This is a genomic window from Desulfosporosinus burensis, from assembly GCF_054657535.1.
On sequence record NZ_BAAHYN010000014.1, the window covers coordinates 127,916 to 153,117 of the forward strand.

The following is a 25,202-nucleotide window of genomic DNA, read 5'->3' on the forward strand; positions in this document are numbered from 1 at the left end:
TAAAATATTATGGGAATGTATTAAAGATAGGAGTTGCAGGAATAAGTCAATATATGACGAATAATAGTAATAAGAAGATGTTAGTACTATAACAGTTTGGGAGAATACGGTATTATCAGAAAGCGTATAGGGGAGTTTAGATGATCGATATCCACAGCCACATCCTGCCCGGGCTGGACGACGGGTCAGATACTATGGAAGAAACACTGGGAATGGTACGTCAGTTATACGAGGCAGGATTTAAGACGCTGATAGCCACCCCGCATGTCCTAGAGGGGAACGACTCTTTGAGCCCAGAGGAGATCCTAGCTACAACAGACCAAGTACGTAAGCAAGTAGCTGAAGCAGGGATCCCAGTGGAAATCTTACCGGGCGCGGAGAACTATATCTTCCCTGAAATGGCCAAGTGGGTGCGTGAAGGTAAACTATTGACCCTGGGAAATACCGGCAAGTATCTCCTAGTTGAGCTCCCCATGCTAGAGATTCCTCAGTATACCGAACAGGTCTTTTTTGAACTCCAAGTCCAGGGGCTGACTCCGGTTCTTGCCCATCCGGAACGGAATAAGGGGATAGTTGATGAGCCGGGGCGCTTACTTGAATGGGCTAACAAGGGGGTTCTCTTTCAGTTGAACTTTAGAAGTCTGAGTGGCAGATATGGTCCTCGGTCCCAGGAACTCGCAGAAATCATGCTTCAGAGTAATCTGATCCACTTTGTCGGATCGGATGCTCATCGCGCATCTCAAAAGGATTCCACCTATCTGAAGGCACTGCAAAGCCTCGAGGAAATCGTGGGTGAGGAACGCTTTCAAGAAGTGACGCTGAGCAATCCTCAAACCCTCCTTGCCGGGAAACCTCTGTCGGGTGAAAGGGAGTATACCCTTAATGAACCTGTTAGAAAGAAGAGAATGAATGGATTTTGGAGGTTTTTTAAACGGTTGAGGGGGAAAGAAGAGGATTAATTTGCAAAACAGCATATATTTTGGTGAATATTCATTTGATAGCGATGATGATGTAAGAATTATGGGTACTTCTTGGGAAGGACTTTGAGTCGTCATTCACGAAAATACTTATAAGTACATTTGTCCTAGGACTGTGGACCTATAGGAATAGGAGCAGGGTCGGGATTTTTAACCTTAAAGGGTTAAAAATCTTTGTATTTTATATCGAGGAGGGTCTTGAAGGACAGGGAGGGTATATAGTAGTAGTAAATAAAGGAAGGTCCGATCCATGATCTTAAACCGAAAATCGTTAGCCTTAATGTTAGTGGATTCAGTACTCCTTAATCTGGCTGCGTTTGGTAGCTTTTATCTTCGCTTTGAAGGAGACATTCCACAGGAATATTTCCTGACCTATTATCATACAGCTTGGGCTGGAACACTCATCTACCTACTCGTCTTTTCCTTATTCGGTCTGTATAATCGGCTTTGGCAGTATGCCAGTATCAGTGAACTCACGTCAATCCTTTATGCGGTGACGGTCGGAACGAGTAGTGTCGTACTCGTTATATATTTCTTAGCCCCCATGCGCTACCCGAATACTGTAGCGGTACTATTATGGTTGACCTCCACCTTTTTAATCGGAGGCTCACGTTTCTTAGGGCGGATCTTGCAAGACGGGTTTTTTAACGTTCGTATTCCGGGAATACCGAAGCGAATCCTGATTATCGGGGCAGGAGATGCCGGGGCCTTAGCGGTCCGAGAACTGAAAAACAGCAATTATCGAGAAGGCTATCCTGTGGGGATTATTGATGACGCTTCACAAAAGCAAAAGCTCAAATTGATGGGTATTCCCGTGCTAGGAAAAAGGACAGATATTACGCGAGTTATAAGATCCCACAAAGTGGAGGAAGTCATTATCGCGATACCTTCAGCACCAGGGAATACCATACGGGATATCACCGAGCTTTGTGAAAAAAGTGGAGTTGTCATTAAGATCATTCCGGGTATTTATAACTATTTGAGCGGACAAGTGGATGCCTTGAAAATCCGTGAAGTGCAGATTGAAGATTTATTGGGCAGGGACCAGGTGAAGCTCGATATCGAGGAAGTAGCAGGCTATCTAGCCGGAGAAACCGTCTTAGTCACAGGAGCCGGTGGATCGATTGGCTCAGAACTCTGTCGGCAAATCTGTAGATTTAACCCGGAAAAGCTGATCCTGGTCGGGCGTGGTGAGAATAGTATTTTTGATATCGAGCAAGAACTGCGTTCTGACTGTCCCGGTCTTAATCTCGTCACCGAAATCTTGGATGTCAAAGATCGTGAAAAGGTCGAATTAGTTTTCAGAAAGTTCAAACCCGGAGTCGTCTTTCATGCTGCTGCTCATAAGCATGTTCCACTGATGGAGCACAACCCAGAGGAAGCTTTGAAGAACAATATCTTAGGAACCTATAATGTCGCCGAGATCTCGGACTTGACCCGGGTCAAGACCTTTGTGCTAATTTCTACGGATAAGGCCATTAATCCGACGAGTATTATGGGGGCCACGAAACGAGTGGCTGAGATGATCATTCAAAGTTTAGATCGACGATCCCAGACCCGTTTCGTCGCCGTTCGCTTTGGCAATGTCCTAGGGAGTCGAGGCAGTGTCATTCCGACCTTCAAGAAACAGATTGCCAAGGGTGGCCCTGTGACCGTGACTCACCCAGATATGGTTCGCTACTTTATGACCATACCGGAGGCAGCGCAGCTTGTGATTCAGGCGGGAGCGATGGCTCAGGGTGGAGAAGTGTTTATTTTGGATATGGGAAAGCCGGTTAGGATTGTAGAATTAGCGAAAGATCTGATTCGATTGTCAGGGTTTGAGGTGGATGTGGATATTAAGATTGAGTTTACGGGGATAAGGCCTGGAGAGAAGTTGTACGAGGAGTTGCTCACCGCGGAGGAAGGGACGACGAGTACGAAGCATCAGAGGATCTTTGTGGCGAAGGCGAATGGGGTGGATGTTGCGGGGATTGAGGGGTTGGTTCAGGTGGTTAGGGAGAGGGGTTCGTACTTGACGAGGGAAGAGATCGTGGAGGAGTTGGGTGGGGTTGTGGTGGGGTTTGGGCAGTGGACGGGGAGGAACGGGATGGAGAGGGTGTCGGCGAGGTAGGGTATGATTTATCTAAGTCTTTAAAGAGATGTACGTTTGAAGGGGTAAGATGAGAAGGTTTACACAGATTATTCATCGTAAACTTTTTCTAAGCCTCATCATTATATTTAGATATAGAAATTAAAGGAGGGAAGGGGTTTGCAGCAGATGATTCCATTATCAAGACCTGATATTACAGAGAGAGAGAAACAAGCTGTTCTAGCAGTCCTAGACTCAAATTTTTTGAGCTTAGGGCCAAAATTAAAAGAGTTCGAGGAAAAAATGGCAGCCTATGCTGGAACGAAATATGCAATAGCCTGTAATAGTGGGACGAGTGGTTTACATATGATTGTTGCCGCTTTGGGAATAAAAGATGGCGATGAAGTTATAACAACTCCATTTAGTTTTATATCCTCTAGTAATTGTATGTTATTTGAACGCGCCAAACCCGTGTTTGTTGATATCTATGAAAAAACCTATAACATGGATACCGCGCAAATCGAAGCGAAGATTACGGAAAGAACCAAAGCAATTTTACCGGTCCATGTATTTGGGCAACCTGCGAACATGCATGACATAAGACGCATTGCTCTTAAACATGGCCTGTTTATTATTGAAGACTCCTGTGAGGCGATTGGGGCCGAGTGGAATGGTAAAAAAGCGGGAACGATGTCCGATGCTGGGGTCTTCGCCTTTTATCCGAATAAGCAAATTACTACGGGTGAGGGTGGGATCGTCGTTACGAACAACGAAACCCTTGCTAAGTTATGTTATAGTCTTCGCAATCAAGGACGTGGAATCGATACCCAGTGGCTCAATCATGTTCGTTTAGGCTACAACTATCGGATGAGTGACATCAGTTGCGCACTTGGTATTGCACAGTTGGAGCGAATTGATGAAATTATTGCTGCTCGTCAGCGAGTTGCTGATTCTTATATGGAAAAACTTAAAGATGTTGAAGGGGTTATTCTTCCCACGATTGACGAGAGAGTGAAAATGAGTTGGTTTGTGTTCGTAATACGGTTTGAGCCATGGATTGATCGGAACTTAGCTATGGAAACACTTTTAGACCGGGGGGTAGGGTGTAGGCCATACTTTACTGCGATCCACCTTCAGCCTTTCTATCGCGAGATGTTTGGGTATAAGGAAGGGGATTTCCCGGTTACAGAACACGTTGCGAGCGGTACTTTGGCTATTCCATTCTTTAATAATATCACTAAGGAGCAAATCGATATCGTCGTGGATGAGGTTAAGAGAGCTATTCGGTATGCCTCTATTGCCGATCCTGAAGCACGGCTGAAGAGATTGTGGGAAGATGTGAACTAGGAGTGTAGACTGTTCATGATACCTTACGTTAAGATAAAGAGAGTTATGGATTTATTATTTTCGATTATTTTGTTGATTGCGGCGTCTCCGATCATGCTTTGTGCAGCAGTTGCCATAAGATTAGGATCGCAGGGCCCCGTGCTCTTTAAGCAAGAGCGGCCGGGTAAAGACGGAGTAATATTTACGATTTATAAGTTTCGGACCATGCGCTTGGAGACGGAGAATAACGGTCAACCCCTATCCGATATGGAACGTATGACCCGTGTTGGAACGGTTTTGCGAAAGCTTAGTGTCGATGAACTACCTCAGCTTTTTAATATATTAAAAGGGGAGATGAGTTTTATTGGCCCTCGCCCTTTGTTAGTTCAGTACTTAGAACGTTATACTCCAGAACAAATGCGGCGGCATGATGTGACACCAGGGATATCTGGGTGGGCACAGATCAATGGGCGCAATGGGGTGGACTGGGAGACGCGGTTTGAGTATGATGTGTGGTATGTTGAGCATATTTCGTTTGGGACTGACTTTAGGATCTTTTTACGGACATTGGATATTGTGCTTAAAAGGAGCGGGGTTAATCAGTCGAAGAATCAGACGATGGAAGAGTTTGGTGTGGCTGGGGAGAAAATAAGTGGCTAGATAGAAGGTACATTTCATTTAAAGGTCCGTTTAGCCCTTACATACTAAGAAATGAGTGATTATAAACCATGGAGGAATTTAACATTCTGTTCACGAGTGCTGGTAGGCGAGTAGCGTTAGTACGACACTTTAAAAAGATTCTTAACGAGCTTAGAATTGTAGGTAAGGTTGTTGTTGCGGACTTACAATCCAATGCCCCAACGCGGTTTATTGCTGATGGGAGTGTATTAGTTCCCCCAGTGGCTAATCCTTCGTATGTTGAGTCCATTTTGAGAGCTTGTAAGGATTATAATATTCAAATGGTTGTACCTTTGATTGATCCTGAATTGGGGGTTCTTGCGGAGCATAAGGAGCAATTCAGAAAAATGGGGGTTCGTTTGCTGGTGTCATCAAAGCAGGTTAATGATATCTGCTTTGACAAGAGGAACACTAGTCGTTTTCTCCAATCAATTGGAGTTGAAACGCCAAGAATATCTGATGCTAATAGGATTTTGGAGGACAACGAAGGTTCGTATCCGTACTTTGTTAAGCCTGCGTGCGGAAGCGGTAGCATTGGTGCAACTAGGGTTAACAATAGGGCGGAATTAGAATTCTACATGAAGCATGTACCTGAGGCAATTATTCAAGAATTTGTACCCGGGGAAGAGTACACTATTGACGTTTTAGTGGATTTTGAAGGAAAAGTACGATGCGCCGTACCGCGGTTACGGATTGAGACAAGGGCTGGAGAGGTTAGTAAGGGGATGACAGTCAAGGATCCGGAGATTATTGAACAGTCGATTAAGATTGTTAGTGCTCTTCCTGGGGCGTTGGGTTGTATTACCTTGCAGTGTATCCGCACAGTGGATAATCAGTTAAAATTCATTGAGATCAACCCGAGGTTCGGTGGAGGTTTTCCACTGGCGATAGAGGCCGGGGCTGACTTTCCCAAGTGGATTATCCAGCTATTACGAGGCTCGAAGGTCAATATAGAAATTGATGAATGGGACGACGGAATAGTGATGCTTCGATATGATGATGCCGTTTTTGTTAGAAAAGAGGATATTTTATAAGAGATTTTTTATCTAATCAACTTGAACCTGATAAATTAGTCTTGCGGTTTTAAGGATGTGTACAATGAGTATAGAAGCAATAGTGTTCGATTTAGATGATACAATCTATCCGGAAGAGCAATTTGTTTTTAGCGGCTTCAACTCTGTAGATACATGGTTAAAGGCGGAATTTGAGATCTTTGGATTTCAGGAGCATGCCAAACAAATTTACGGACTGGGAATTAGGGGTAATATCTTTGACCAAGCATTAGTGAATTTAGGTGTAAAATGTGACCCTGAGCTGATTCGAAGTATGGTTCAAGTATATCGGGAACATTCCCCCTATATTTCTGCTTATGAAGATGCGATATGGGCATTAGATCACTTCCAGGGACGATATAAGATGGGGCTTATAACTGACGGATATTTAATGGTTCAAAGGAATAAGGTAAAAGCTCTGGATATTAAAGATTATTTTGATACGATAGTATTTACTGATGTGTATGGTAGAGAAAATTGGAAGCCTAGTCTTCTGCCGTATTCTATTGCTAAGCAAGAGCTCGGGTGCGCACACCATGATATTGTGTATGTAGGGGATAATCCGAGCAAAGACTTTATCGGTGCAAAGAAGCTAGGATGGCTCACTGTTCAGGTCTCTAGAACAGAAGGCCAGTATTGTAATGTTCAAGTTCCAGAAGAAAATTATTCTGCGGATTTCTGTATAGAGTCTCTAACTGACTTGATTGATGTTTTAAGGTGATCGTTGGCGGAAACTGTGGTTGTTGGCACTGGGACGCGAATGGGCATAATCGAGAGTGTGAAAAAATAACGTAAACAATACCAGTGGTTGCATTGTCGGTGCAGGTGTTGTAGTGGTTAAGGATATAAGTGAGACTGGGGCCTATGCTGGGTTGCGGCGGAAAAGATGATATGAAAAATTAGGTGGTAAGCGATGAATGTACTTTTTATGACAATTGCGTATCCAGAAGTTGGAGAACATAATATATACTCTGATTTAATGCAAGAATTTGAACGCAATAGTAATAAAGTATATATTGCTTGTTCCAATGAAAAACGCAATGGCCAACAAACAGTTATTAATGAAGAAGAGGGAAAAAATGTCCTGCGAATTAGGACAGGTAACCTTACCGGAAACGTCAATTTAATTGAAAAGGGTCTTACAACAGTTTCCTTGGAAAGTACATTTATTAGAGGAATCAAGACTTATTTTCATGGTGTAAAGTTTGACCTAATTATATATTCGACTCCACCGGTTACATTCGCACGAGCGGTTAAATACTTCAAGAAAAGGGATAATGCAAAAACCTATTTATTGCTAAAAGATATATTTCCGCAAAATGCTGTAGACATTGGAATGATAAAAGATAAGAGCTTGCTGCATAGATACTTTAGAGGTAAAGAAAAGAAGCTCTATAGCCTATCGGACTATATCGGATGCATGTCACAGGCTAACGTTGATTTTGTATTGAAACATAATCCGGATATACCAGCAGATAGAGTTGAGATTTGCCCCAATAGCATCTTGCCCGCAGAATTGAATAGATCTGACAAACGAAGCATAAGAACAAAATATAAGATTCCAGATGATTGCACTATATTTATATACGGTGGCAATCTTGGCAAACCGCAGGGAATAGATTTTGTTGTTGAGTGCTTAAAAAGCAATATAAACTTAAATGATAAGTTCTTCATTATTTGCGGCAAAGGTGCTGAATACCATAAACTTGAAACGTTTTATAAAGAACAACAGCCGAGCAATATGCTTTTGATAAATGGGTTGCCAAAGAAGGAATATGATGAACTGGTAACTGGTTGTGATGTTGGACTGATATTTTTAGATCATCGCTTTACCATACCAAACTTTCCATCAAGGCTATTATCGTATATGGAGTATGCTATGCCGATAGTGGCTTGTACAGATGCAAATACCGACATTGGACAAGTCATTTGTGATGGTAAATTTGGCTGGTGGTGCAAAAGTAATGATAGTGACAGTTTTAAAGACATTATTGATTCAATATGTACATCACGAGACGAATTGAGTGCATACGGAGATAATGCCAGAAAGTATTTAGTAAAAAATTATACAGTTAAAACATCATATGAAATTATTGTGAAGCATTTTAATTAATTATTTTTTGGAGGAGAATAGGATAATGTTCAAAGACAAGACTTTATTAATAACAGGTGGTACAGGCTCTTTTGGTGGGGCAGTTTTAGACCGCTTTTTAAATACTGATATCGGCGAAATCCGCATTTTCTCTCGTGATGAGAAGAAGCAGGACGACATGCGCCGTCTATACCAGAACGAAAAAATCAAGTATTATATAGGAGACGTTCGTGATATAGCCAGCATTAAAAATGCAATGTATGGAGTGGATTATCTTTTTCATGCCGCTGCACTAAAGCAGGTGCCTAGCTGCGAGTTCTTTCCGTTAGAGGCGGTAAAAACCAATGTTCTGGGCACAGAGAATGTATTAACCGCCGCTATAGAGTATGGCGTAAAGAAATGTATCTGCCTTTCAACAGACAAGGCAGCCTATCCCATCAATGCTATGGGTATCTCCAAAGCTATGATGGAGAAGATTATTGTAGCGAAGTCGAGAACTGTTGCCCCAGATGGGACGAGCATTTGTGTCACTCGTTACGGTAATGTTATGGCTTCAAGAGGTTCTGTTATTCCTCTGTTCGTGCAGCAACTTAGGACAGATCAGCCGATGACAGTTACTGATCCGAATATGACACGTTATTTGATGAGTTTAGAAGAAGCTGTGGAATTGGTAGTATACGCATTCCAACATGCTCAAAGTGGAGATATTGTTGTGCAGAAGTCTCCGGCAAGTACAGTAGGAGATTTAGCAGAGGCTATGCGTCAGCTCTTTGACCCTAATCATGAAATCAAAATCATCGGTACTCGTCATGGAGAAAAGATATATGAGACGCTGTTGACTAAAGAAGAATTCTTTAAAGCGGAAGATATGGGTCATTACTTTAGAGTACCGGCTGATAATCGTGATTTGAATTACGAAAAATACTTTGTGAATGGAAATGAAAAGCTCTCTACAATGGAAGAATACAATTCCCATAACACTTATAGATTGAGTGTTGAAGCAATAAAAGATAAGTTGTTAAGTCTTGATTTCGTTAGAGTAGAGCTTGGGATGAATGAGGTGCAATAAAGTGAAAGTACTTATAACTGGAGCCAACGGCTTTATAGGAAAAAACCTCTGTGCAACTCTGGATATAAATGAGAGATATGAGCTATTAAAGGTAACTCGTCAAACTACGGATGCAGAGTTAGCTGAATACCTCAAAGAATGTGATTTTATCTTCCATTTGGCAGGTATCAACAGACCAAAGGATGAAAAAGAATTTTTTGAAGGAAATGCTGATTTTACAGCTCAGATTACTCAGGGTTTGATGAAACATAATCGTCGTAATGTGAAAAAGGTGCCTATCGTATTCACCTCAAGCATTCAAGTGGATAAGGACAACCCATACGGCCAGAGTAAAAAGCAGGGTGAAGCGGCTCTTGCTGAATATGGAAGGACTACTGGCGCTCCAGTGTACATCTACCGTTTAACCAATATTTACGGCAAGTGGAGCAAACCAAATTACAATACGGTTGTTGCGACTTTTTGCTATAGCATCGCGAGGGAACTTCCAATTCAAGTCAACAATCCAGATGCAGACTTGATGTTATGTTATATCGATGATGTGGTGGAGGAATTCTTAAAAGTGCTGGAAGGAAATCCAACAGTAGAAGACGGTCATTGTATTGTTCCAGTTACACATTCCATCAAGTTGGGGGCATTGGCTAGTACGTTTCGCAGCTTTAAAGAGAGTAGAAGTAATCTTTCTGTTGCCGATATGTCAAATCAATTGGAGAAGAACCTCTACAGCACATATTTGAGCTTCCTCCAAGAGGATGATTTTAGCTATCCTTTAAAGATGAATGTTGACGATAGAGGAAGCTTTACTGAAGTTATCCGTACTGCAGAAAGAGGACAAGTATCCGTCAACATCTCCAAGCCCGGTATCACGAAGGGCAACCACTGGCACCACAGTAAAAATGAGAAGTTCTTGGTGGTGAGCGGTACGGGAGTTATTAGATTTAGAAAAATTGGCGAGAGTGAAGTAATCGAATACCACGTCAGCGGAGATAGGTTGGAAGTGGTAGACATTCCACCCGGTTATACTCACAACATTGAGAACTTAGGTGATACAGACATGGTTACATTAATGTGGGCAAATGAATGCTTCAATCCGGAGAAACCGGACACTTACTATGAGGAGGTGTAGAGAGTGGCAGACAAAATGAATGGAAATAAACTAAAGGTCATGACCATCATCGGTACAAGACCTGAAATCATTAGACTATCAGCTTGTATTAAGGCTTGTGATAAATACTTTAATCATATCCTCGTTCACACAGGACAGAACTGGGACTACACTTTAAATGAGGTGTTCTTCGAGGATTTGGGGTTACGTGCACCTGACTATTATTTGGATAGTGTGGGCGGCACTTTAGGCGAGACTATGGGAAATATTATAGCAAAGTCCTATGAGGTGCTTCAAAGAGAAAGACCGGATGCACTCCTCATTCTTGGCGATACAAACTCGGCTCTTGCGGCAATCTCAGCCAAGAGACTAAAAGTGCCTATCTTCCATATGGAGGCAGGTAATCGTTGTTGGGATTGGAATGTATCTGAGATGGTTAACAGAAAGATTGTGGATCACATTTCCGACATCAACCTTCCGTATACGGAGCATAGCAGACGTTATCTGTTATCCGAGGGCATAGATGGAAAGACCATATTCGTGACGGGTTCTCCGATGAGAGAAGTGCTGCGGGACCATATGGAAAAGATACAGGCTTCAGATGTATTGGAGCGCTTGGGATTAGAAAAGGGTAAGTACATTTTGCTCTCAGCTCACAGGGAAGAGAACATTGATTTGGAAGATAATTTCATGTCGTTGATGACATCTGTTAATAAAATTGCAGAAAAGTACCAGATGCCGATTATTTACTCAATGCATCCGAGAAGCAAGAAGTTTATCGAGCAGCGTGGGTTTGCATTCCACCCGCTGGTTCAGAGCATGAGTCCGTTTGGATTTATCGATTATAACCATCTGCAGATGAATGCGTACTGTGTGATGTCGGATAGTGGGACATTGTCCGAAGAAAGTGCTATTCTTGGCTTTGCGGGGGTTTTGATTAGAACTTCTACTGAGAGACCGGAGGTGCTTGATAAGGGGACTGTGGTTATTGGTGGGATTAGAGGGGAAGATGTTGAGCAGGCGGTGGAGCTGGCTGTGGCGATGTTTGAGAATGGTGAGGAGACGGTTATGGCTGAGAATTATTTAGATACCAATGTGTCTGTAAAGGTTGCGAAGCTGATCCAGAGCTATGCAAAGATAGTTAATATAACGGTGTGGGGAGAAACCTAAAATAAAAAAGTAGGAGCAAAAAAATGGAAGATAGAGAGTACCAAGTTTGTGCTAACTGTGTCATGGACACTACAGATTCTCTTATACAGTTTGATGAAAGAGGTTTCTGCGATCATTGCAACAATTATTACAACAAAATACTTCCCAATTGGCATCCAGACGAAAGAGGTAAACAACAATTAGATGCAATCGTAGAAAAAATCAAGCAAGACGGCAAAGGGAAAAAATATGATTGTATCATCGGTCTTAGCGGTGGCGTTGACAGTTCCTATCTTGCATACTATGCAAAAGAAATACTTGGATTACGTCCGCTGATTTTTGCGGTTGATACAGGATGGACGTTGAACGTGGCTGTTGAGAACATTGAGAAAATTGTTCGAGGCCTTGATGTTGACTTGTATACGGAGATTGTGGATTGGAATGAGATGAAAGATTTGCAGTTGTCGTATTTTAAGGCACAAGTTCCATATCAAGATTCTCCACAAGACCATGTAATCTTCGCGTCACTGTATAATTATGCTGCAAAGCAGGGATTAAAATACGTTCTAACAGGGGCAAACTACTCAACTGAGTGTGTAAGAGAGCCAAATGAATGGGTGTACTTAAATGATTTACGTCAAATGAAAGATATTCACAAGAAATTTGGCGTAAGAGCATTAAAAACACTTCCATTTTGCGGTATGTTTAAATATCGCTTGTATTATCGCTATGTTAAAGGCATGAAAATAGTTCAGCCTTTAAATCGGATACCTTATAATAAGGAAAAAGCTATATCCCTCCTGGAAAAGAAGTTTGGTTGGCAGCGATATGCTAATAAACATTTTGAAAGTATATTTACACGATTTTATGAAGGTTATTGGTTAGTCAAGAAATTTGGTTATGACAAGCGAAGAGCCCATTTTTCAAGTCTGATTCTGACAGGTCAAATGACAAGAGACGGAGCATTGCAAAAACTTGCAGAACCCCCGTATGATGAGAATCTTGCGATACAAGACCTTGAATATGTTGCTAAGAAGCTTGGTTTAGCCAAGAAAGAATTCATAGAAATGATGAATGGCGAGAATAAAACATTTCGTGATTATAAATCAACGTACTGGTTAATTAATGCAGCCATAAAATTTGCAATTTTAGTAGGTTATGAAAAACGCCAGTTTAGATAAAAAGAAGATTTATAAAAGTATAGTTTTTACCTAAAATAAGATAAAGCGAGTGAGAAAATGATAGCAGTTATCGATTATGGAATCGGCAATGTGGGTTCCATCATAAACATGTTTCATAAAATAGGTGTACCCTCAGTACTTACAAAAGATATAGATCAGGTAGAGAAAGCCGAAAAGCTAATTCTACCCGGAATAGGCGCTTTTGATATTGGCATGCAGAGACTGAACGAAAGCGGGCTTGTTGACGCAATAAAGAAACACGCCGTTGAAAAGCAGAAGCCACTGTTGGGAATATGTCTCGGTATGCAGCTGCTGGGTAGAAAAAGTGAAGAAGGAATAGAAAACGGATTAAGTCTTATCCCTTTTGACAATAAACGTTTTGTTTTTGAGGAAGATACGCAGTTGAAAATTCCACACATGGGATGGGATATTGCTGTAACCACAGAAAAAGATGATCCCCTTGCTGAAGGGCTTACATCTGTACAAAGATACTATTTTGTACATTCATATCACGCAGTGTGTGATAGTGAGAAAAATGTCTTAATGAGGTGTGAATATGGTTATTCCTTTGCCGCGGCAGTAAAAAAAGGCAATATATATGGTGTGCAATTTCACCCTGAAAAAAGCCATAAGTTTGGGATGGCATTGCTGGAGAATTTTGCAAGGAGAGTTTGAAATGTTCTATAGACCTAGATTGATACCTTGCCTTACCCTGAAAGACCAGGGCTTAGTTAAAACAACAAAATTCTCAAATCCAAGATATTTAGGAGACCCTATTAATGCGGTAAAAATTTTCAACGGTAAAGGCGTTGATGAACTATGTATTTTAGATATTACAGCAACTTCTGAGAACAGAGGCCCTGATTTCGATTATTTGAAAGACATAGCTAGTGAAGCCTTTATGCCGCTTAGTTATGGCGGTGGGATTACCAATATGGAGCAGATTAAAAAGCTGTTTTTCATTGGGTATGAAAAAGTAATTATTAATACAGCATTTGTACAAAATCCACAGTTAATAAGAGAGGCAGCAGATTTTGCCGGTTGTCAAAGTGTTGTCGTATCAATTGATGTAAAGGACGAGTTGTTTGGGAAACGAAATTGCTATATCAATGATGGTAAAACTAAAGTAAGCATGGATTCGGTTACATTAGCAAAAAAAGCTGAGGAGTTAGGGGCCGGGGAAATATTACTAAACTCAATCAGTAGAGATGGTACAATGCAAGGCTTTGATATCAGGCTTGTCAAAGATATTGTTGGTGCAGTTTCTATCCCTGTCATAGCATGTGGCGGGGCTAAAGATATCCATGATTTTAAAAAGGTTCTTCAGGAAGGTGGCGCACATGCAGCTGCAGCGGGTAGCTTGTTTGTATATTATGGTGAGCAAAAAGCAGTGTTGATAACTGCACCTGAAGAAAAACATTTATTTGAAATTGGTGTGTATCAGCATGATTAGTTGTTGTTAGTTTAGAAATGGATTATTTGGCAGAGGGATTTATTAAAGTTGACTAGTGGTAGGAGAATTGGAAGAAAAACTTATATCTATTGCATTTTAAGTATGCGTTGATTAAAAAGGCAGAAAAAGAGGACGATGCTACTGGAGTCTGAAGACAAAACTTTTTAAACAGTGAGGAAAATACTATGAAGGTATTATTGATTGACGTCAATTGTAAGTATAGCAGTACGGGGAAAATTGTATATGATTTATATTCGAACCTAAGTCGGGATGGGAATGCCGTTACTATTTGCTACGGAAGAGGACCACGGATTACTGAGACTAATATATATAAATTTAGCAGTAAAATCGAAGTGTGTACACATGCGATATTAACACGATTAACAGGATTAACCGGTTGTTACTCTTTTTTTGCAACACAAAATTTGATTAAATGCATTAACAAATTTAAGCCGGATGTTGTCCATATACATGAGCTTCATGGATACTTTGTTAACATTGCTCCGGTGGTTAACTATTTAAAGAAAAGCAACATAAAAACAATCTGGACATTTCATTGCGAATTTATGTACACGGGTAGGTGCGGTATTTCATACAATTGCGAAAGGTGGAAAAGCGGTTGCGGACGCTGTCCAAATTTGAGGGAATATCCCTCTACCATTCTTTTTGATTTTTCAAGATGGATGTTCAAAAATAAAAAGAAGTTGTTTGATGGTTTTGATAACTTGACGATCGCTACTCCGTCAAAATGGCTCTCGGACAGAGTTGGGCAATCCTTTTTGAAGAATATGCGGGTAGAGGTTATATACAACGGAATTGATGCAGAAAGCATTTTTTATCCCAGAAAATTTCAACATCTCAAGGAAAAGCATAATGTAATTGATGAAAAAATTGTGCTTGCTGTTGCACCTTCGCTCATGTCGAAGGTAAAAGGCGGCAGTTATATTGCTGACCTTGCAGAGCAAATGAAAGGTGAAAATATCAAATTCTTTCTGATAGGCGTTGAACATAAGACAGAAGAATTCGAGGACAACGTAATTGTACTACCCTGCATAGAAAACCAAGTGGAGTTGGCGGAGTATTATTCCATGGCGGACGTTTTTGTAATGTGTAGTGAAAGAGAAACTTTTTCATTAACATCTGCCGAGGCGTTGTGTTGCGGTACGCAGATTGTAGCTTTTGAGTGCGGTGCGCCTGAGGGAATTTTTGAAAATCCATTTGCAACCTTCGTTAAACACGGAGATGTTTACGCATTGAAAAATGCGGTTATGGATACTTTAAATAACCCACTCTCAAAAGATGAAGTCAGAAAATATGGAGCGAACAATTTCTCAACAATTGAAATGTACAAGAAATATCTTATATTATACAAAAACTAAAGTGTTTAAAGAGGTATCTATATGATTTCATTCAGCGGAATAGACGGTTCGGGCAAAGGTACTCAGATTTCTCTTGTTGAAGAATACTATCGTGCCAATAATATTAAATTTAAAACTATCTGGGCAAGAGGAAGCTGGACTCCAGGAATTGAACTGATTAAGAAAATCGTTAGACGTGACAGGGGATTTTCGGAGGAGAAAAAAGCCGAATACCGAAAAGAGGCAAGAAGCGATCCTAAAAAACAAAGAATTATATTGATTTTATCCATATTGGATTTGTATTGGTTCTTTGGAATATATTATCGTCTTGTAGAATTTTCTGGAAGAGTGGTTATATGCGATAGGTATATCTGGGACACGCTTGTGGATTTAAGAGTTAACTTTTATAATCATAATTTTGAGAGTTGGTATATTTGGAAGTTAGTGATAAGGCTGATACCGAAGCCAAAGCATTCTTTCATTTTTGTTATATCATCGGAAAAATCCATTGAAAGAGGCCTGATGAAGCAGGAAGCCTTCATGGAAAGCGTTGAAATAAAACAGGCAAAGATTGAAGAATACTTTAAATTGATTGACCAAGGGAAATGGAGTAATGTCATTGACGGCGATATGACAATAGTAGATGTATCTCAAAAGGTTAAAGAAGGTATTAATGAATGAAAATAGACGATATGCTGGTGCGCGAAGATTTTTATAACATTTGCGAACGCACACTAAGTGACTATTTTACAAATATCTATATGTGTCCTAGTGTAGTAAATGTCGTTAAGAAGAATCAGAAGTGCGATTTATATATCTTTCCTCGCTTAAATGCTATTATATCACTCCACGTTAATCGAAGCGTAGTGAGTTTTCTTGAAGATGAGTATCGTGTTCGTGGGAGTATATTAAGGCGTTTGATTGTAAAAACATATATTTGGAGCGCAATACGCTTTAAGTGGATGTTCGCTGTAAAAGGTATTTGCATAACTGGTCTACAGCACGATCTATCTGAAATGCTTATCTATCCTTGCAATAGAAAGATAAGAGTTTTTCATTTTGAAAAAGGAATAGTCGATGTCATTCTTAAAGAGGGTTTTGCTGATGCAACTTTACGTAATGAGATTTCTGCAAGAACGATTTTATCAAAGACGTTCATACCGAAGATTGAAGAAGTATTTGTAAATGGATACCGAGAGAAAATAATTGACGGTATTCCTTTAGCGCGAATATCAGACAATATAAAATATGAAACATACAGAGCTGAAGCATATCAGTGTGTTCACGAAATTGGGCTAGCAAATAAACGGCTTGTTTCACTACAAGAATACGTAAATCAATTAGTAAGCGAAATCGCAAGTAAGTCAGTTAACAAATTATGGGCAGAACTATCTACTTCGATTCAAGATATGCTTCAGGATGATACGTCAGAGATACCCCTCGGTCCAAGTCATGGAGATTTACATCACGGTAACATTTGGGTAGAAAGAAATACCAAATCTGTTATCATCATCGACTGGGAAACATATAATGAACGCAGTTTATGGTATGATGCAGCAGTACTTTTTTGCGGACTTCGGAATGTCCAGGGAATTCAACAACTGCCTGAACAAATAGAGAAAATGATTGCTACCGGGGAAGTTCAGTTCTATAATTCACAGTTAAATAGTATGGGAGTAATTATTAGTGTTTTATTACTTGAAGATATGCTCTTTAAATTATTAGAACACAGTGCCTTGCCGTGTGAGCTAGACAATACCGAAGCCGATGTTTATATAAAAGATATTGAGCTTTGTATTGGAAAATTAAAGGAGAAGTATTGGATTGTTTGAAAAACTTAAAGAAAATGCATATTTTAATGAAATTTGCTACCTCAGTAAAGAACATGTTGCAGCAAAAGATTTATCCAAAGCAAGTGATTTGCTATGTAATATAGATTTGGATAAGCTATTTCGAGTTGCAATAGATAATGAGGTTGCTTCAATTATTTATCCTTCTCTGGCATTGATTATTCCAGATAGACTCCCAGAAGAGTGGGAGAATGAATATCTAAAAGTAAAAAAACATGTTACATTTATGATGAATCAAGTAACCTGTCTGGCTAAAGTATTGAAAGATGTAGGAATTCCGCTCGTTATACTAAAAAATGGCGGCATTGCTCTATCGATGGAATATGATTTGGGTAAATGTCCGATGGGCGATGTAGATACTTTAGTAAGAAAAAAAGATTTTATTAAAGCGCACAATGTAATCTTGGGTCAAGGATATAAGTTCAAGTTTCGTAGTGAATATGAATTTGAGGATATTGAACAAGCGTATCAAGATGGTAGCACAGAGTATTACAAACAAGAGAATGATAATATTATGTGGTTCGAGCTGGCTTGGCGGCCTATTGCAGGCAGGTGGATTGCTCATGAATTGGAGCCAAGTGCAGAGGATTTCGTGTCCCATGCAGTTGAGATTGAAGAAAATGGAGCTTACGTTCTTTCTCCAGAAGATAACCTACTACAAGTATGTATACACACTGCTAAGCACTCATATATAAGAGAACCAGGATTCCGGCTACATTTGGATGTAGAACGGATTGTGAATCGCACGCAAATTGATTGGGACCTGTTTATTAGAAAAGCTGAAGAGACCAAAGTTAAGGCAGTTGCTTACTTCTCTTTATATATACCCCACGTATTGTTTGGTACGCCTATACCAAATGAGGTTCTGAATAGATTAAAACCAAACCAATTAAAAGAGAGAATACTTCGTAATATGATTGAACGGGGAGGAATTTTAAACGATGGAAAAGAGAAGTTTAGCAAGATTTCCTTCATAATGTTCCAGCTGTTGCTTTATGATTCGGTTACTATTGCTTGGAAAGTTGCGTTTCCTGGGGTAGTTTCATTGAAAAAAAAATATGGAGGAAATAGTACACATCGTATTATTATAGCTCAAATTAAACATATAATGGATTTAGCGGGGGTGCGAAAGAAAAAAACTAAAAAGTAGAAGCCTTGATTATCGATACTATCATATGCCACTTTACTAACGCATGATTTGTTACAAACGGTAAGGTTAAAGATATAATGTTCAAAGTATGGAATCAAATATGTCCATGCTACAAAAGAAAATTATTATAATATGTAATTATAATAGTTAATAGGGTGTGCTGTAATGAAAATATACTACTTAGGGTCAGTTATAAATACTGATACATTTGAAAGAATAGTCAAGAATAGTAAAGATAAGCCTTCTGCGGCGCCACAACGATTTGAATCTCTGATGCTTGAGGGAATGAAAAGTATTAAGGATATTGAGTTGAATATTCACTCTATGCCCGCAATTGCGGCTTATCCCAAAAGTAATGTAAGGTTTTGGGGAAATAAAAAAGAAATCGTTGCTGGAGGTTACCAAATTACCTGGATTCCGTGTATAAATTTGGATGGTATTAAGCAAATTACAAGTTCTATTACCACTTTTTTCTCAGTGCTGTTTTTTTTGCTATCAACTATATCAACGCAGGATAGAATAGTACTTACTTACGGTGTGGAGGCAAGTACTGCGCTTCCTATTCATTTATTATCACGATTGTTTAGATGTAATCGTGTAGCCATCATACCTGATTTACCAGATTATATGTATCAGAATAGAAAGAAGAGAGGGTTGCAGAAATTAATACAAAATATATATATATTTTTGAGCAATAAAGCGTCAACACAGTATGATGGATATATTTTATTGACGAAAGAAATGGCTAAGAAGTTAGGAATTGAAAATTGTCCGTTCGCCGTTATAGAGGGATTTGCAGGAGAAGAGCATGTTCTTGAAAATATACAAGGACGATCAAAGGCAATCATGTATGCTGGCGCATTATATGCTAATATGGGTATTGATTTGTTGGTCGAGGCATTTACCAAGTTCATAAGACAAGATATCGAATTGTGGCTTTTTGGGTATGGATCATATGCGGAACAAATAATGGAGATAGCAAAGGTTGACTCACGTATAAAGTTTTTTGGAAGAGTACCGCATAATGAGGTCTTAGATTATGAAAAGAAAGCAATGCTTTTGGTAAATCTACGCAACAATGATGATGAATATACTAAATTCTCTTTTCCATCCAAAACACTGGAATATATGTCCTCTGGAACGCCATTATTAATGACAAGATTAGATGGTATTCCGAGAGAATATTTTGATTATGTTTTAACACTTGATGAACGTAATAGTAATGCATTGTGTAATAAATTTGAGGAAATTTTCAGTATGGATGATTCAGAATTAGAAAACTTTGGGCTTAAAGCGAAACAATTTGTATTGAGTTACAAAAACCCGGGTGTACAGGCTAAAATCCTTGTCTCTCTTTTGAAATCGGTAAACTCTACAAAAAAGTAAAATATCAGAATCCGATTGGTTTAAAATGGAAATAATATGTTGAGTAAATCTTAATAACTGTGTTATGTAGAATATTTTACAAAAGTTTTCAATTTAACATCAAAAATAAGAACCTAATGTTAGCAAAGATGGGATACATTATATGTTAACTAGAAGAACCAATTTTAGTAAGTTAATTATGATATTATCTAAGAGATTTAAATATATTAGTTTTATTAATGCAAGTTTTTTTATTTACGCTATAATATTCCTGAAAGGTATTTTCACAAGACGATTTATTACTCCGGAGGAATATGGAGTATTTGTGAATACTCAATTACTAATGTCATATGGTATGTATCTACAATTAGGTGCATTGAACGCACTTAATTTTGAAATCCCAGGTCTAATAGCTAATAGAGATGATAATAAATTAAGACAAACTATTAGTTCAGCAAAAGGGTATATTACCATTTTAGCGTTAATTTTTTTAGTTATAACACCGGTATTTCTACTATTGAATATCAGTCCGACACTAAAATATGGATATATGTTCACAGCAATCTGCTTATCTTTAAGCCTATTTGTAGGTATAGGAGAGAACATTCTTCGAGGTTATCAAGACTTTGGCAAATTGTCACGGATTATGTTTTTTAAGGCAGTAAGTATGTTTATTGCAACTGTTATTCTAGCATATTATATCGGATATTACGGATTATTCTTTGGATTAATTATCGGAGAAATTTTAGCATTTTTCTTTATGTTCAAAGAGATATTTAGCTTTAAATCAATATTTAGTTTAAAACTTATGTATGAGCGAATAAGTCTAGGTTTTCCAATATTTCTAAATGGTATGCTTTGGTCTCTTTTTCTTACTACTAGCCAAACAGTAGGATTTTTTAAATTATCTAAAGTAGAAATGGGAGAATTTAGTATATCAATTATGATTTACGGTGCTATCATGATTGTGCCGACGATTGTATCTCAAATAGCTTATCCAAAAATTTTGGTCTTTATAAGCAGAAATAATAATAAAACACTAATAACTGACTTTTATAAAGATTTTATGGAATATTACAATTGTATACTTACAATTATTACTGTTCTCTCTTTATTAATTATGCCAGTGTTAATAGAATCTATTTTACCAAACTACAAAAATGGTATTAATGCATCAATGATTTTATTATTATCTATGTTTATTATAGGGATAAATGGCATAATTGCGAATATAATTACTGGCTATAAAAAGGCTAAACAATTAACGATCCATATGCTAATAGCATTTCTTTTATTGATTTTAACTGAATTACTTCTTCTCGATTCACTTGGAATAGATGCAATTTCAATAGCTTTGGTGATTGCATATATAACTTATACAATATTAAATATTCATTATCTAATTAATAAATTAGAAATAAGTGTATTAATTATTATTAAAAAATTATGTTTAAATTTTCTATTATGCATAGTACCAACTTTTTTTCTTCTGTATATTGGAACATTTTATTTAGCGATATTTTACGGTATAGTATGCATATTACTTAATGTGTATTTTATGGTAGGGGAAATTAGGAGAAGATTAGATGATATTTAAATTCATTATAACAAGTTTAATTTTTTTGTATTTTTATTCGCTTATTTATTTGAAGCCAGAGTTTAGTATTTTATTCATTAATGCTTTAAAATTATCAGCAGTTCTCATTACAATCCAACTAATCTTTCAATATATAAATAAAAAAACCCATATTAGTTGTCGTAATTATATGACACTACTTTGGCTTTTGACAGGATTCATGTTTTTAATGACGCTGATCTATAGCGCATTTAACATTGGAAATTACTCAATAAGCACATTAATTCAAGATATGATATCAATGGCAGTCTTTAGTAGTGGTTTTTTGTTAACAACAAAAAAAAATTCTAATGATCAATATATAATTAAGTTTTTAAAATTCATTGGAATCATTGCTATTATTTCCGGACTTATAGCTATTTCTTACGCTAATTTTTCCCTAGGAAGAGACGACAATATTTGGAAACCTCAATATATTTGGTGGGGATTATTGTATCCTTGGAGTTACTTATTGTTGTACAAGTTTATTATGCAAAAAACATCTGCTTTTTGGAATGTGTTGGCTTATGGGAGTATGGTGATGTATTGTGTTCTGGGCCTTCTATTTGGTAAGAGGGTTGTTATATTTGAGTTAGCAATAGTTCTATTAATAATAATTATTGCAACAAAAAGAAGAAGTTACATACTAAAAATGTTTAAAACAGGCGCGGTTACAATGGGGCTTATCTTCCTTGGTGTGTTTGCGTCACATTATATCTTTGACCTTAATCTGATTAATCTCTTTGAGGATACCTGGTTACGTCTTAGCAGTGACAGTATTCAAGAGTTTGATAGGTTTGAAGAATTTAAAAATATATTTAGGCAATATCCTTATTCAATTATTATCACCGGAGCAGGGCTAGGTTCTTTTCATGATGGACCAGGTGGAATCAATTTGCATATAGGGTGGCTTAACTTTATTTTTAAAGGAGGTATTTTGTTTTTTGTTCTTGAGTTATGGGTGTTTAGCATAGCGATAAAGGCACTATTAAAATCGAAGAATAAATGGCTGAAATATATATCTGCATGTGTCGTTTTTAGCTACATCGGTATTATGATCTCATCTTCTTGGGTAGCTTCTCCAATAATAGTAAGTTTTAGCATTATGAAATTTGGGCTTTTAAGAGTCACAGAAGCAAATGTTCCGGACTTGAAGTGAGCAATCTGAATAAATGAATTAAATATATGATTTGAAGGAGAGTTCAAATAATGAAGGTTAGAGATGAACGGGTGAAAATATGTTTTTATGCGAGAGCCGGACAACTTGAACTGTATGTTGCTATAGCTAAGAAACTTAGTACAGCAGAGAATATAAATATTGTTTTTGTTACTCAACACAAAAAAGAGACTGATTTTATCAAAAAGATTATAAAAAATGCAAATGTATATGAGATTGAAGACTTTATTAGGAAAAACTGGAATACTAAGTCGGAAAAAGATACAAAAGAAGTGATGAAAGATTATAACAATATTAACATATGGAGAATGCTTTATACTGATAGATTTTTAGTAAACTATAACAAAGAAGATTGCATTAAAATGATAAACCTGCATTTTAATTTTTTTGATGAGCTATTTAAGAACGAAAGACCTAAGTACTTTATCAATGAAGTTGTAGCAATTTTCGCTGCTTATGTAGCTATGGTTGTCGGTGAAAAATATGATTGTACTTATGTAGGCACTACAATTGCTCGAGATAATGCTAAAAATCAGTTTTTCTTCGTTGATGACTTATATCAGAGAAATAAAGAAATGGAACGTCTTTATCGGGACGGTGAATTTGATCAATCAGATATAATAGAAGCCACGGACTACCTGTATGAATTCAGAAACCAGCCGAAGTCACCTGCATATATGAACCAACATAAACGACGCCCCAGTTGTACATTGAAACTTCCACTTTATCCGATTAAGTATTTGTTAGAAAAGAACAAGAAAATATATAGAGATAAAGTAGCTTATATGACTTACAATAATGCTTTTAAAATAATAAATGCCCCTTTGATAAACTATATTCGCTATAAGTGCAGTGTAAAGTATTACCGAAAGCCCGTAGAAGGGGAGGACTACTATTTATATACGCTGCATTATCAACCAGAAGCCTCAACACTAGTGTGTGCACAAAAATATGAAAAGCAGCTATTGGCAATTGATAATATCGCTAAAAGTATTCCAACTGATAGTGTGTTGTATGTAAAAGAACATTATGCTGTGCTTGGACACAGAGATTTACACTTTTATAAAGAGTTATTAAAGTATCCAAATGTAAGATTGATTGATCCGTATTACGACATACACTCATTAATTAATAACAGCTTAGCTGTAATTGTATTAACAAATACAACAGGATTTGAAGCAATTCTACATGGTAAAAAAGTATTTGTTCTAGGGGAGGTTTTTTACGATTTTTTTGATAACGTAGAGAAGATAACAGATATTTACAATGAACATTTAAAGTTAACACATATCGAGCCAAACGCAAGTGATGATAAAATTATTAGATTTTTGTGTGCATATAAGAAGTCCCTTTATAAAGGATGTGTTTATACAGCCTTTAAAGATTTCTTGAAAGAGGAAAACATTGATGTTTTGATTAGTAGCTTTAAAGATTATATTAGACAAAGAACTTAGACAAAACATGAGTTTCGTATCGGATCGAAGCACCCATTAAAAAGTGATAGTGTATTTCGGTGTTAATAATGAATGTGAGGCTAAAGACAATGAAAAAAGTATTAATAACTGGTTCAGACGGTTTCATCGGGAGCCATTTAACAGAAGAATTAGTAAAGCAAGGATACAAAGTAAAGGCTTTTACACTCTACAATTCATTTAACACTTGGGGGTGGTTAGATACGCTTTCAGTAGACATTATGAATAACGTCGAGATATTTCAAGGTGATATAAGAGACCCTAACGGCGTAAGAGAAGCAATGAAAGGTGTGGATGAAGTATTTCATTTGGCAGCTCTTATTGCTATACCATTCAGTTATCATTCACCGGACACCTATGTTGATACCAACATCAAAGGAACACTGAATGTTTTGCAGGCAGCAAGGGACTTAGCAACAAGCCGTGTGCTGGTTACTTCTACATCAGAGGTCTATGGAACTGCTCAGTATGTACCCATCGATGAGAAGCATCCATTTCAAGGACAATCTCCCTATTCAGCAACTAAAATAGGGGCTGACAGGTTAGCAGAAAGTTTTTATCGTAGCTTCGACATGCCTATTACTATAGTGCGACCATTTAACACCTATGGACCGCGTCAATCGGCAAGGGCAGTGATTCCGACAGTTATTACCCAGCTTTTCTCGGGAATAACTGAAATAAAGTTAGGGTCCCTAACTCCTACGAGAGATTTTGTTTATGTAAAAGATACTGCCCAGGGCTTTATTGACATAGCTACGTCTGACAAAACTATAGGAGAGGAGATTAATATCGCAACCCAGCAGGAGATCTCAATTGGTCAGCTTGCACAGGAGTTAATTGATCAGATTAACCCTAAGGCAACGATAATTTGTGACGAGCAAAGACTTCGCCCAGAAAAAAGTGAGGTAAACAGGTTATTAGGTTCAAATAAAAAAATTAAAGAACTTACAGCCTGGGAACCAAAGTACGGGTTAAAAGAGGGCTTGGCTGAGACTATCGTGTTTCTTAAGGAGAATCTATGCAAATATAAATCAGATATTTATAATCTGTAATAGTTTTAGGAGT

At 38.0% G+C, this 25,202-nt stretch carries 22 protein-coding genes; all 22 read left to right on the top strand.

What is annotated here, in order from left to right:
• Positions 1-140: 140 nt before the first annotated feature.
• Positions 141-959: a tyrosine-protein phosphatase gene (locus ACYQ3Q_RS22565; RefSeq protein WP_459930722.1), complete on the top strand. Its 819-nt coding sequence runs from the start codon at positions 141-143 to the stop codon at positions 957-959.
• Between the two features lie 268 nt (positions 960-1,227).
• On the top strand, positions 1,228-3,090 hold the full coding sequence (locus tag ACYQ3Q_RS22570) for a polysaccharide biosynthesis protein (protein WP_459930723.1): 1,863 nt from the start codon (positions 1,228-1,230) through the stop codon (positions 3,088-3,090).
• A 147-nt stretch (positions 3,091-3,237) separates the two neighbouring features.
• Entirely contained in the window at positions 3,238-4,395 is a 1,158-nt protein-coding gene (locus ACYQ3Q_RS22575) for a DegT/DnrJ/EryC1/StrS family aminotransferase (protein ID WP_459930756.1), read from the top strand.
• Between the two features lie 15 nt (positions 4,396-4,410).
• The gene (locus ACYQ3Q_RS22580) at positions 4,411-5,034 is read left to right on the top strand and encodes a sugar transferase (RefSeq protein WP_459930724.1); all 624 of its coding nucleotides are present in this window, start codon (positions 4,411-4,413) and stop codon (positions 5,032-5,034) included.
• 68 nt (positions 5,035-5,102) lie between these two features.
• Positions 5,103-6,086, top strand: a complete 984-nt coding sequence (locus tag ACYQ3Q_RS22585; protein ID WP_459930725.1) for an ATP-grasp domain-containing protein — start codon at positions 5,103-5,105, stop codon at positions 6,084-6,086.
• 64 nt (positions 6,087-6,150) lie between these two features.
• Positions 6,151-6,825 (top strand): HAD family hydrolase, encoded by a 675-nt coding sequence (locus ACYQ3Q_RS22590; protein ID WP_459930726.1) that lies wholly within the window; start codon positions 6,151-6,153, stop codon positions 6,823-6,825.
• A 192-nt stretch (positions 6,826-7,017) separates the two neighbouring features.
• Positions 7,018-8,217 carry a glycosyltransferase family 4 protein gene (locus tag ACYQ3Q_RS22595; protein ID WP_459930727.1) on the top strand — a complete coding sequence of 400 codons (1,200 nt, stop codon included), beginning with the start codon at positions 7,018-7,020 and terminating at the stop codon, positions 8,215-8,217.
• A 25-nt stretch (positions 8,218-8,242) separates the two neighbouring features.
• On the top strand, positions 8,243-9,265 hold the full coding sequence (locus ACYQ3Q_RS22600) for a polysaccharide biosynthesis protein (RefSeq protein WP_459930728.1): 1,023 nt from the start codon (positions 8,243-8,245) through the stop codon (positions 9,263-9,265).
• A gap of 1 nt (position 9,266) precedes the next feature.
• Positions 9,267-10,388: a polysaccharide biosynthesis C-terminal domain-containing protein gene (locus tag ACYQ3Q_RS22605; RefSeq protein ID WP_459930729.1), complete on the top strand. Its 1,122-nt coding sequence runs from the start codon at positions 9,267-9,269 to the stop codon at positions 10,386-10,388.
• Between the two features lie 15 nt (positions 10,389-10,403).
• On the top strand, positions 10,404-11,537 hold the full coding sequence (gene wecB / locus ACYQ3Q_RS22610; protein ID WP_459930757.1) for a non-hydrolyzing UDP-N-acetylglucosamine 2-epimerase: 1,134 nt from the start codon (positions 10,404-10,406) through the stop codon (positions 11,535-11,537).
• Positions 11,538-11,560: 23 nt separating this feature from the next.
• Positions 11,561-12,697 (top strand): N-acetyl sugar amidotransferase, encoded by a 1,137-nt coding sequence (locus tag ACYQ3Q_RS22615; protein WP_459930730.1) that lies wholly within the window; start codon positions 11,561-11,563, stop codon positions 12,695-12,697.
• Between the two features lie 57 nt (positions 12,698-12,754).
• Positions 12,755-13,372, top strand: coding sequence for an imidazole glycerol phosphate synthase subunit HisH (gene hisH / locus ACYQ3Q_RS22620; protein WP_459930731.1), 618 nt, complete (start codon positions 12,755-12,757; stop codon positions 13,370-13,372).
• The gene (locus ACYQ3Q_RS22625; RefSeq protein WP_459930732.1) at positions 13,356-14,150 is read left to right on the top strand and encodes an AglZ/HisF2 family acetamidino modification protein; all 795 of its coding nucleotides are present in this window, start codon (positions 13,356-13,358) and stop codon (positions 14,148-14,150) included. The genes hisH and ACYQ3Q_RS22625 overlap by 17 nt, the downstream gene beginning before the upstream one ends.
• A gap of 185 nt (positions 14,151-14,335) precedes the next feature.
• Positions 14,336-15,529, top strand: a complete 1,194-nt coding sequence (locus tag ACYQ3Q_RS22630; RefSeq protein ID WP_459930733.1) for a glycosyltransferase — start codon at positions 14,336-14,338, stop codon at positions 15,527-15,529.
• Between the two features lie 21 nt (positions 15,530-15,550).
• Entirely contained in the window at positions 15,551-16,189 is a 639-nt protein-coding gene (locus ACYQ3Q_RS22635; protein ID WP_459930734.1) for a hypothetical protein, read from the top strand.
• Positions 16,186-17,340: a phosphotransferase gene (locus ACYQ3Q_RS22640; RefSeq protein WP_459930735.1), complete on the top strand. Its 1,155-nt coding sequence runs from the start codon at positions 16,186-16,188 to the stop codon at positions 17,338-17,340. Before ACYQ3Q_RS22635 ends, ACYQ3Q_RS22640 begins: the two co-directional genes overlap by 4 nt.
• On the top strand, positions 17,333-18,508 hold the full coding sequence (locus tag ACYQ3Q_RS22645; RefSeq protein WP_459930736.1) for a nucleotidyltransferase domain-containing protein: 1,176 nt from the start codon (positions 17,333-17,335) through the stop codon (positions 18,506-18,508). The genes ACYQ3Q_RS22640 and ACYQ3Q_RS22645 overlap by 8 nt, the downstream gene beginning before the upstream one ends.
• 165 nt (positions 18,509-18,673) lie before the next feature.
• Positions 18,674-19,894 (top strand): glycosyltransferase, encoded by a 1,221-nt coding sequence (locus ACYQ3Q_RS22650; protein ID WP_459930737.1) that lies wholly within the window; start codon positions 18,674-18,676, stop codon positions 19,892-19,894.
• 178 nt (positions 19,895-20,072) lie between these two features.
• Positions 20,073-21,470 (top strand): MATE family efflux transporter, encoded by a 1,398-nt coding sequence (locus tag ACYQ3Q_RS22655; protein ID WP_459930738.1) that lies wholly within the window; start codon positions 20,073-20,075, stop codon positions 21,468-21,470.
• Positions 21,471-21,639: 169 nt separating this feature from the next.
• The gene (locus tag ACYQ3Q_RS22660) at positions 21,640-22,647 is read left to right on the top strand and encodes a hypothetical protein (protein WP_459930739.1); all 1,008 of its coding nucleotides are present in this window, start codon (positions 21,640-21,642) and stop codon (positions 22,645-22,647) included.
• A 50-nt stretch (positions 22,648-22,697) separates the two neighbouring features.
• Positions 22,698-24,119: a capsular polysaccharide export protein, LipB/KpsS family gene (locus ACYQ3Q_RS22665; protein ID WP_459930740.1), complete on the top strand. Its 1,422-nt coding sequence runs from the start codon at positions 22,698-22,700 to the stop codon at positions 24,117-24,119.
• An 89-nt stretch (positions 24,120-24,208) separates the two neighbouring features.
• Complete coding sequence (locus tag ACYQ3Q_RS22670) at positions 24,209-25,189, top strand: NAD-dependent 4,6-dehydratase LegB (RefSeq protein WP_459930741.1); 981 nt, start codon at positions 24,209-24,211, stop codon at positions 25,187-25,189.
• Positions 25,190-25,202: the final 13 nt, after the last annotated feature.

Excerpts from the sequence above, each read along its gene's own strand:
- ACYQ3Q_RS22565 (WP_459930722.1), top strand. The coding sequence starts at position 141 with ATGATCGATATCCACAGCCACATCCTGCCCGGGCTGGACGACGGGTCA.
- ACYQ3Q_RS22570 (WP_459930723.1), top strand. The coding sequence starts at position 1,228 with ATGATCTTAAACCGAAAATCGTTAGCCTTAATGTTAGTGGATTCAGTA.
- ACYQ3Q_RS22575 (WP_459930756.1), top strand. The coding sequence starts at position 3,238 with ATGATTCCATTATCAAGACCTGATATTACAGAGAGAGAGAAACAAGCT.
- ACYQ3Q_RS22580 (WP_459930724.1), top strand. The coding sequence starts at position 4,411 with ATGATACCTTACGTTAAGATAAAGAGAGTTATGGATTTATTATTTTCG.
- ACYQ3Q_RS22585 (WP_459930725.1), top strand. The coding sequence starts at position 5,103 with ATGGAGGAATTTAACATTCTGTTCACGAGTGCTGGTAGGCGAGTAGCG.
- ACYQ3Q_RS22590 (WP_459930726.1), top strand. The coding sequence starts at position 6,151 with ATGAGTATAGAAGCAATAGTGTTCGATTTAGATGATACAATCTATCCG.
- ACYQ3Q_RS22595 (WP_459930727.1), top strand. The coding sequence starts at position 7,018 with ATGAATGTACTTTTTATGACAATTGCGTATCCAGAAGTTGGAGAACAT.
- ACYQ3Q_RS22600 (WP_459930728.1), top strand. The coding sequence starts at position 8,243 with ATGTTCAAAGACAAGACTTTATTAATAACAGGTGGTACAGGCTCTTTT.
- wecB (WP_459930757.1), top strand. The coding sequence starts at position 10,404 with ATGAATGGAAATAAACTAAAGGTCATGACCATCATCGGTACAAGACCT.
- ACYQ3Q_RS22615 (WP_459930730.1), top strand. The coding sequence starts at position 11,561 with ATGGAAGATAGAGAGTACCAAGTTTGTGCTAACTGTGTCATGGACACT.
- hisH (WP_459930731.1), top strand. The coding sequence starts at position 12,755 with ATGATAGCAGTTATCGATTATGGAATCGGCAATGTGGGTTCCATCATA.
- ACYQ3Q_RS22630 (WP_459930733.1), top strand. The coding sequence starts at position 14,336 with ATGAAGGTATTATTGATTGACGTCAATTGTAAGTATAGCAGTACGGGG.
- ACYQ3Q_RS22635 (WP_459930734.1), top strand. The coding sequence starts at position 15,551 with ATGATTTCATTCAGCGGAATAGACGGTTCGGGCAAAGGTACTCAGATT.
- ACYQ3Q_RS22640 (WP_459930735.1), top strand. The coding sequence starts at position 16,186 with ATGAAAATAGACGATATGCTGGTGCGCGAAGATTTTTATAACATTTGC.
- ACYQ3Q_RS22650 (WP_459930737.1), top strand. The coding sequence starts at position 18,674 with ATGAAAATATACTACTTAGGGTCAGTTATAAATACTGATACATTTGAA.
- ACYQ3Q_RS22655 (WP_459930738.1), top strand. The coding sequence starts at position 20,073 with ATGATATTATCTAAGAGATTTAAATATATTAGTTTTATTAATGCAAGT.
- ACYQ3Q_RS22660 (WP_459930739.1), top strand. The coding sequence starts at position 21,640 with ATGACACTACTTTGGCTTTTGACAGGATTCATGTTTTTAATGACGCTG.
- ACYQ3Q_RS22665 (WP_459930740.1), top strand. The coding sequence starts at position 22,698 with ATGAAGGTTAGAGATGAACGGGTGAAAATATGTTTTTATGCGAGAGCC.
- ACYQ3Q_RS22670 (WP_459930741.1), top strand. The coding sequence starts at position 24,209 with ATGAAAAAAGTATTAATAACTGGTTCAGACGGTTTCATCGGGAGCCAT.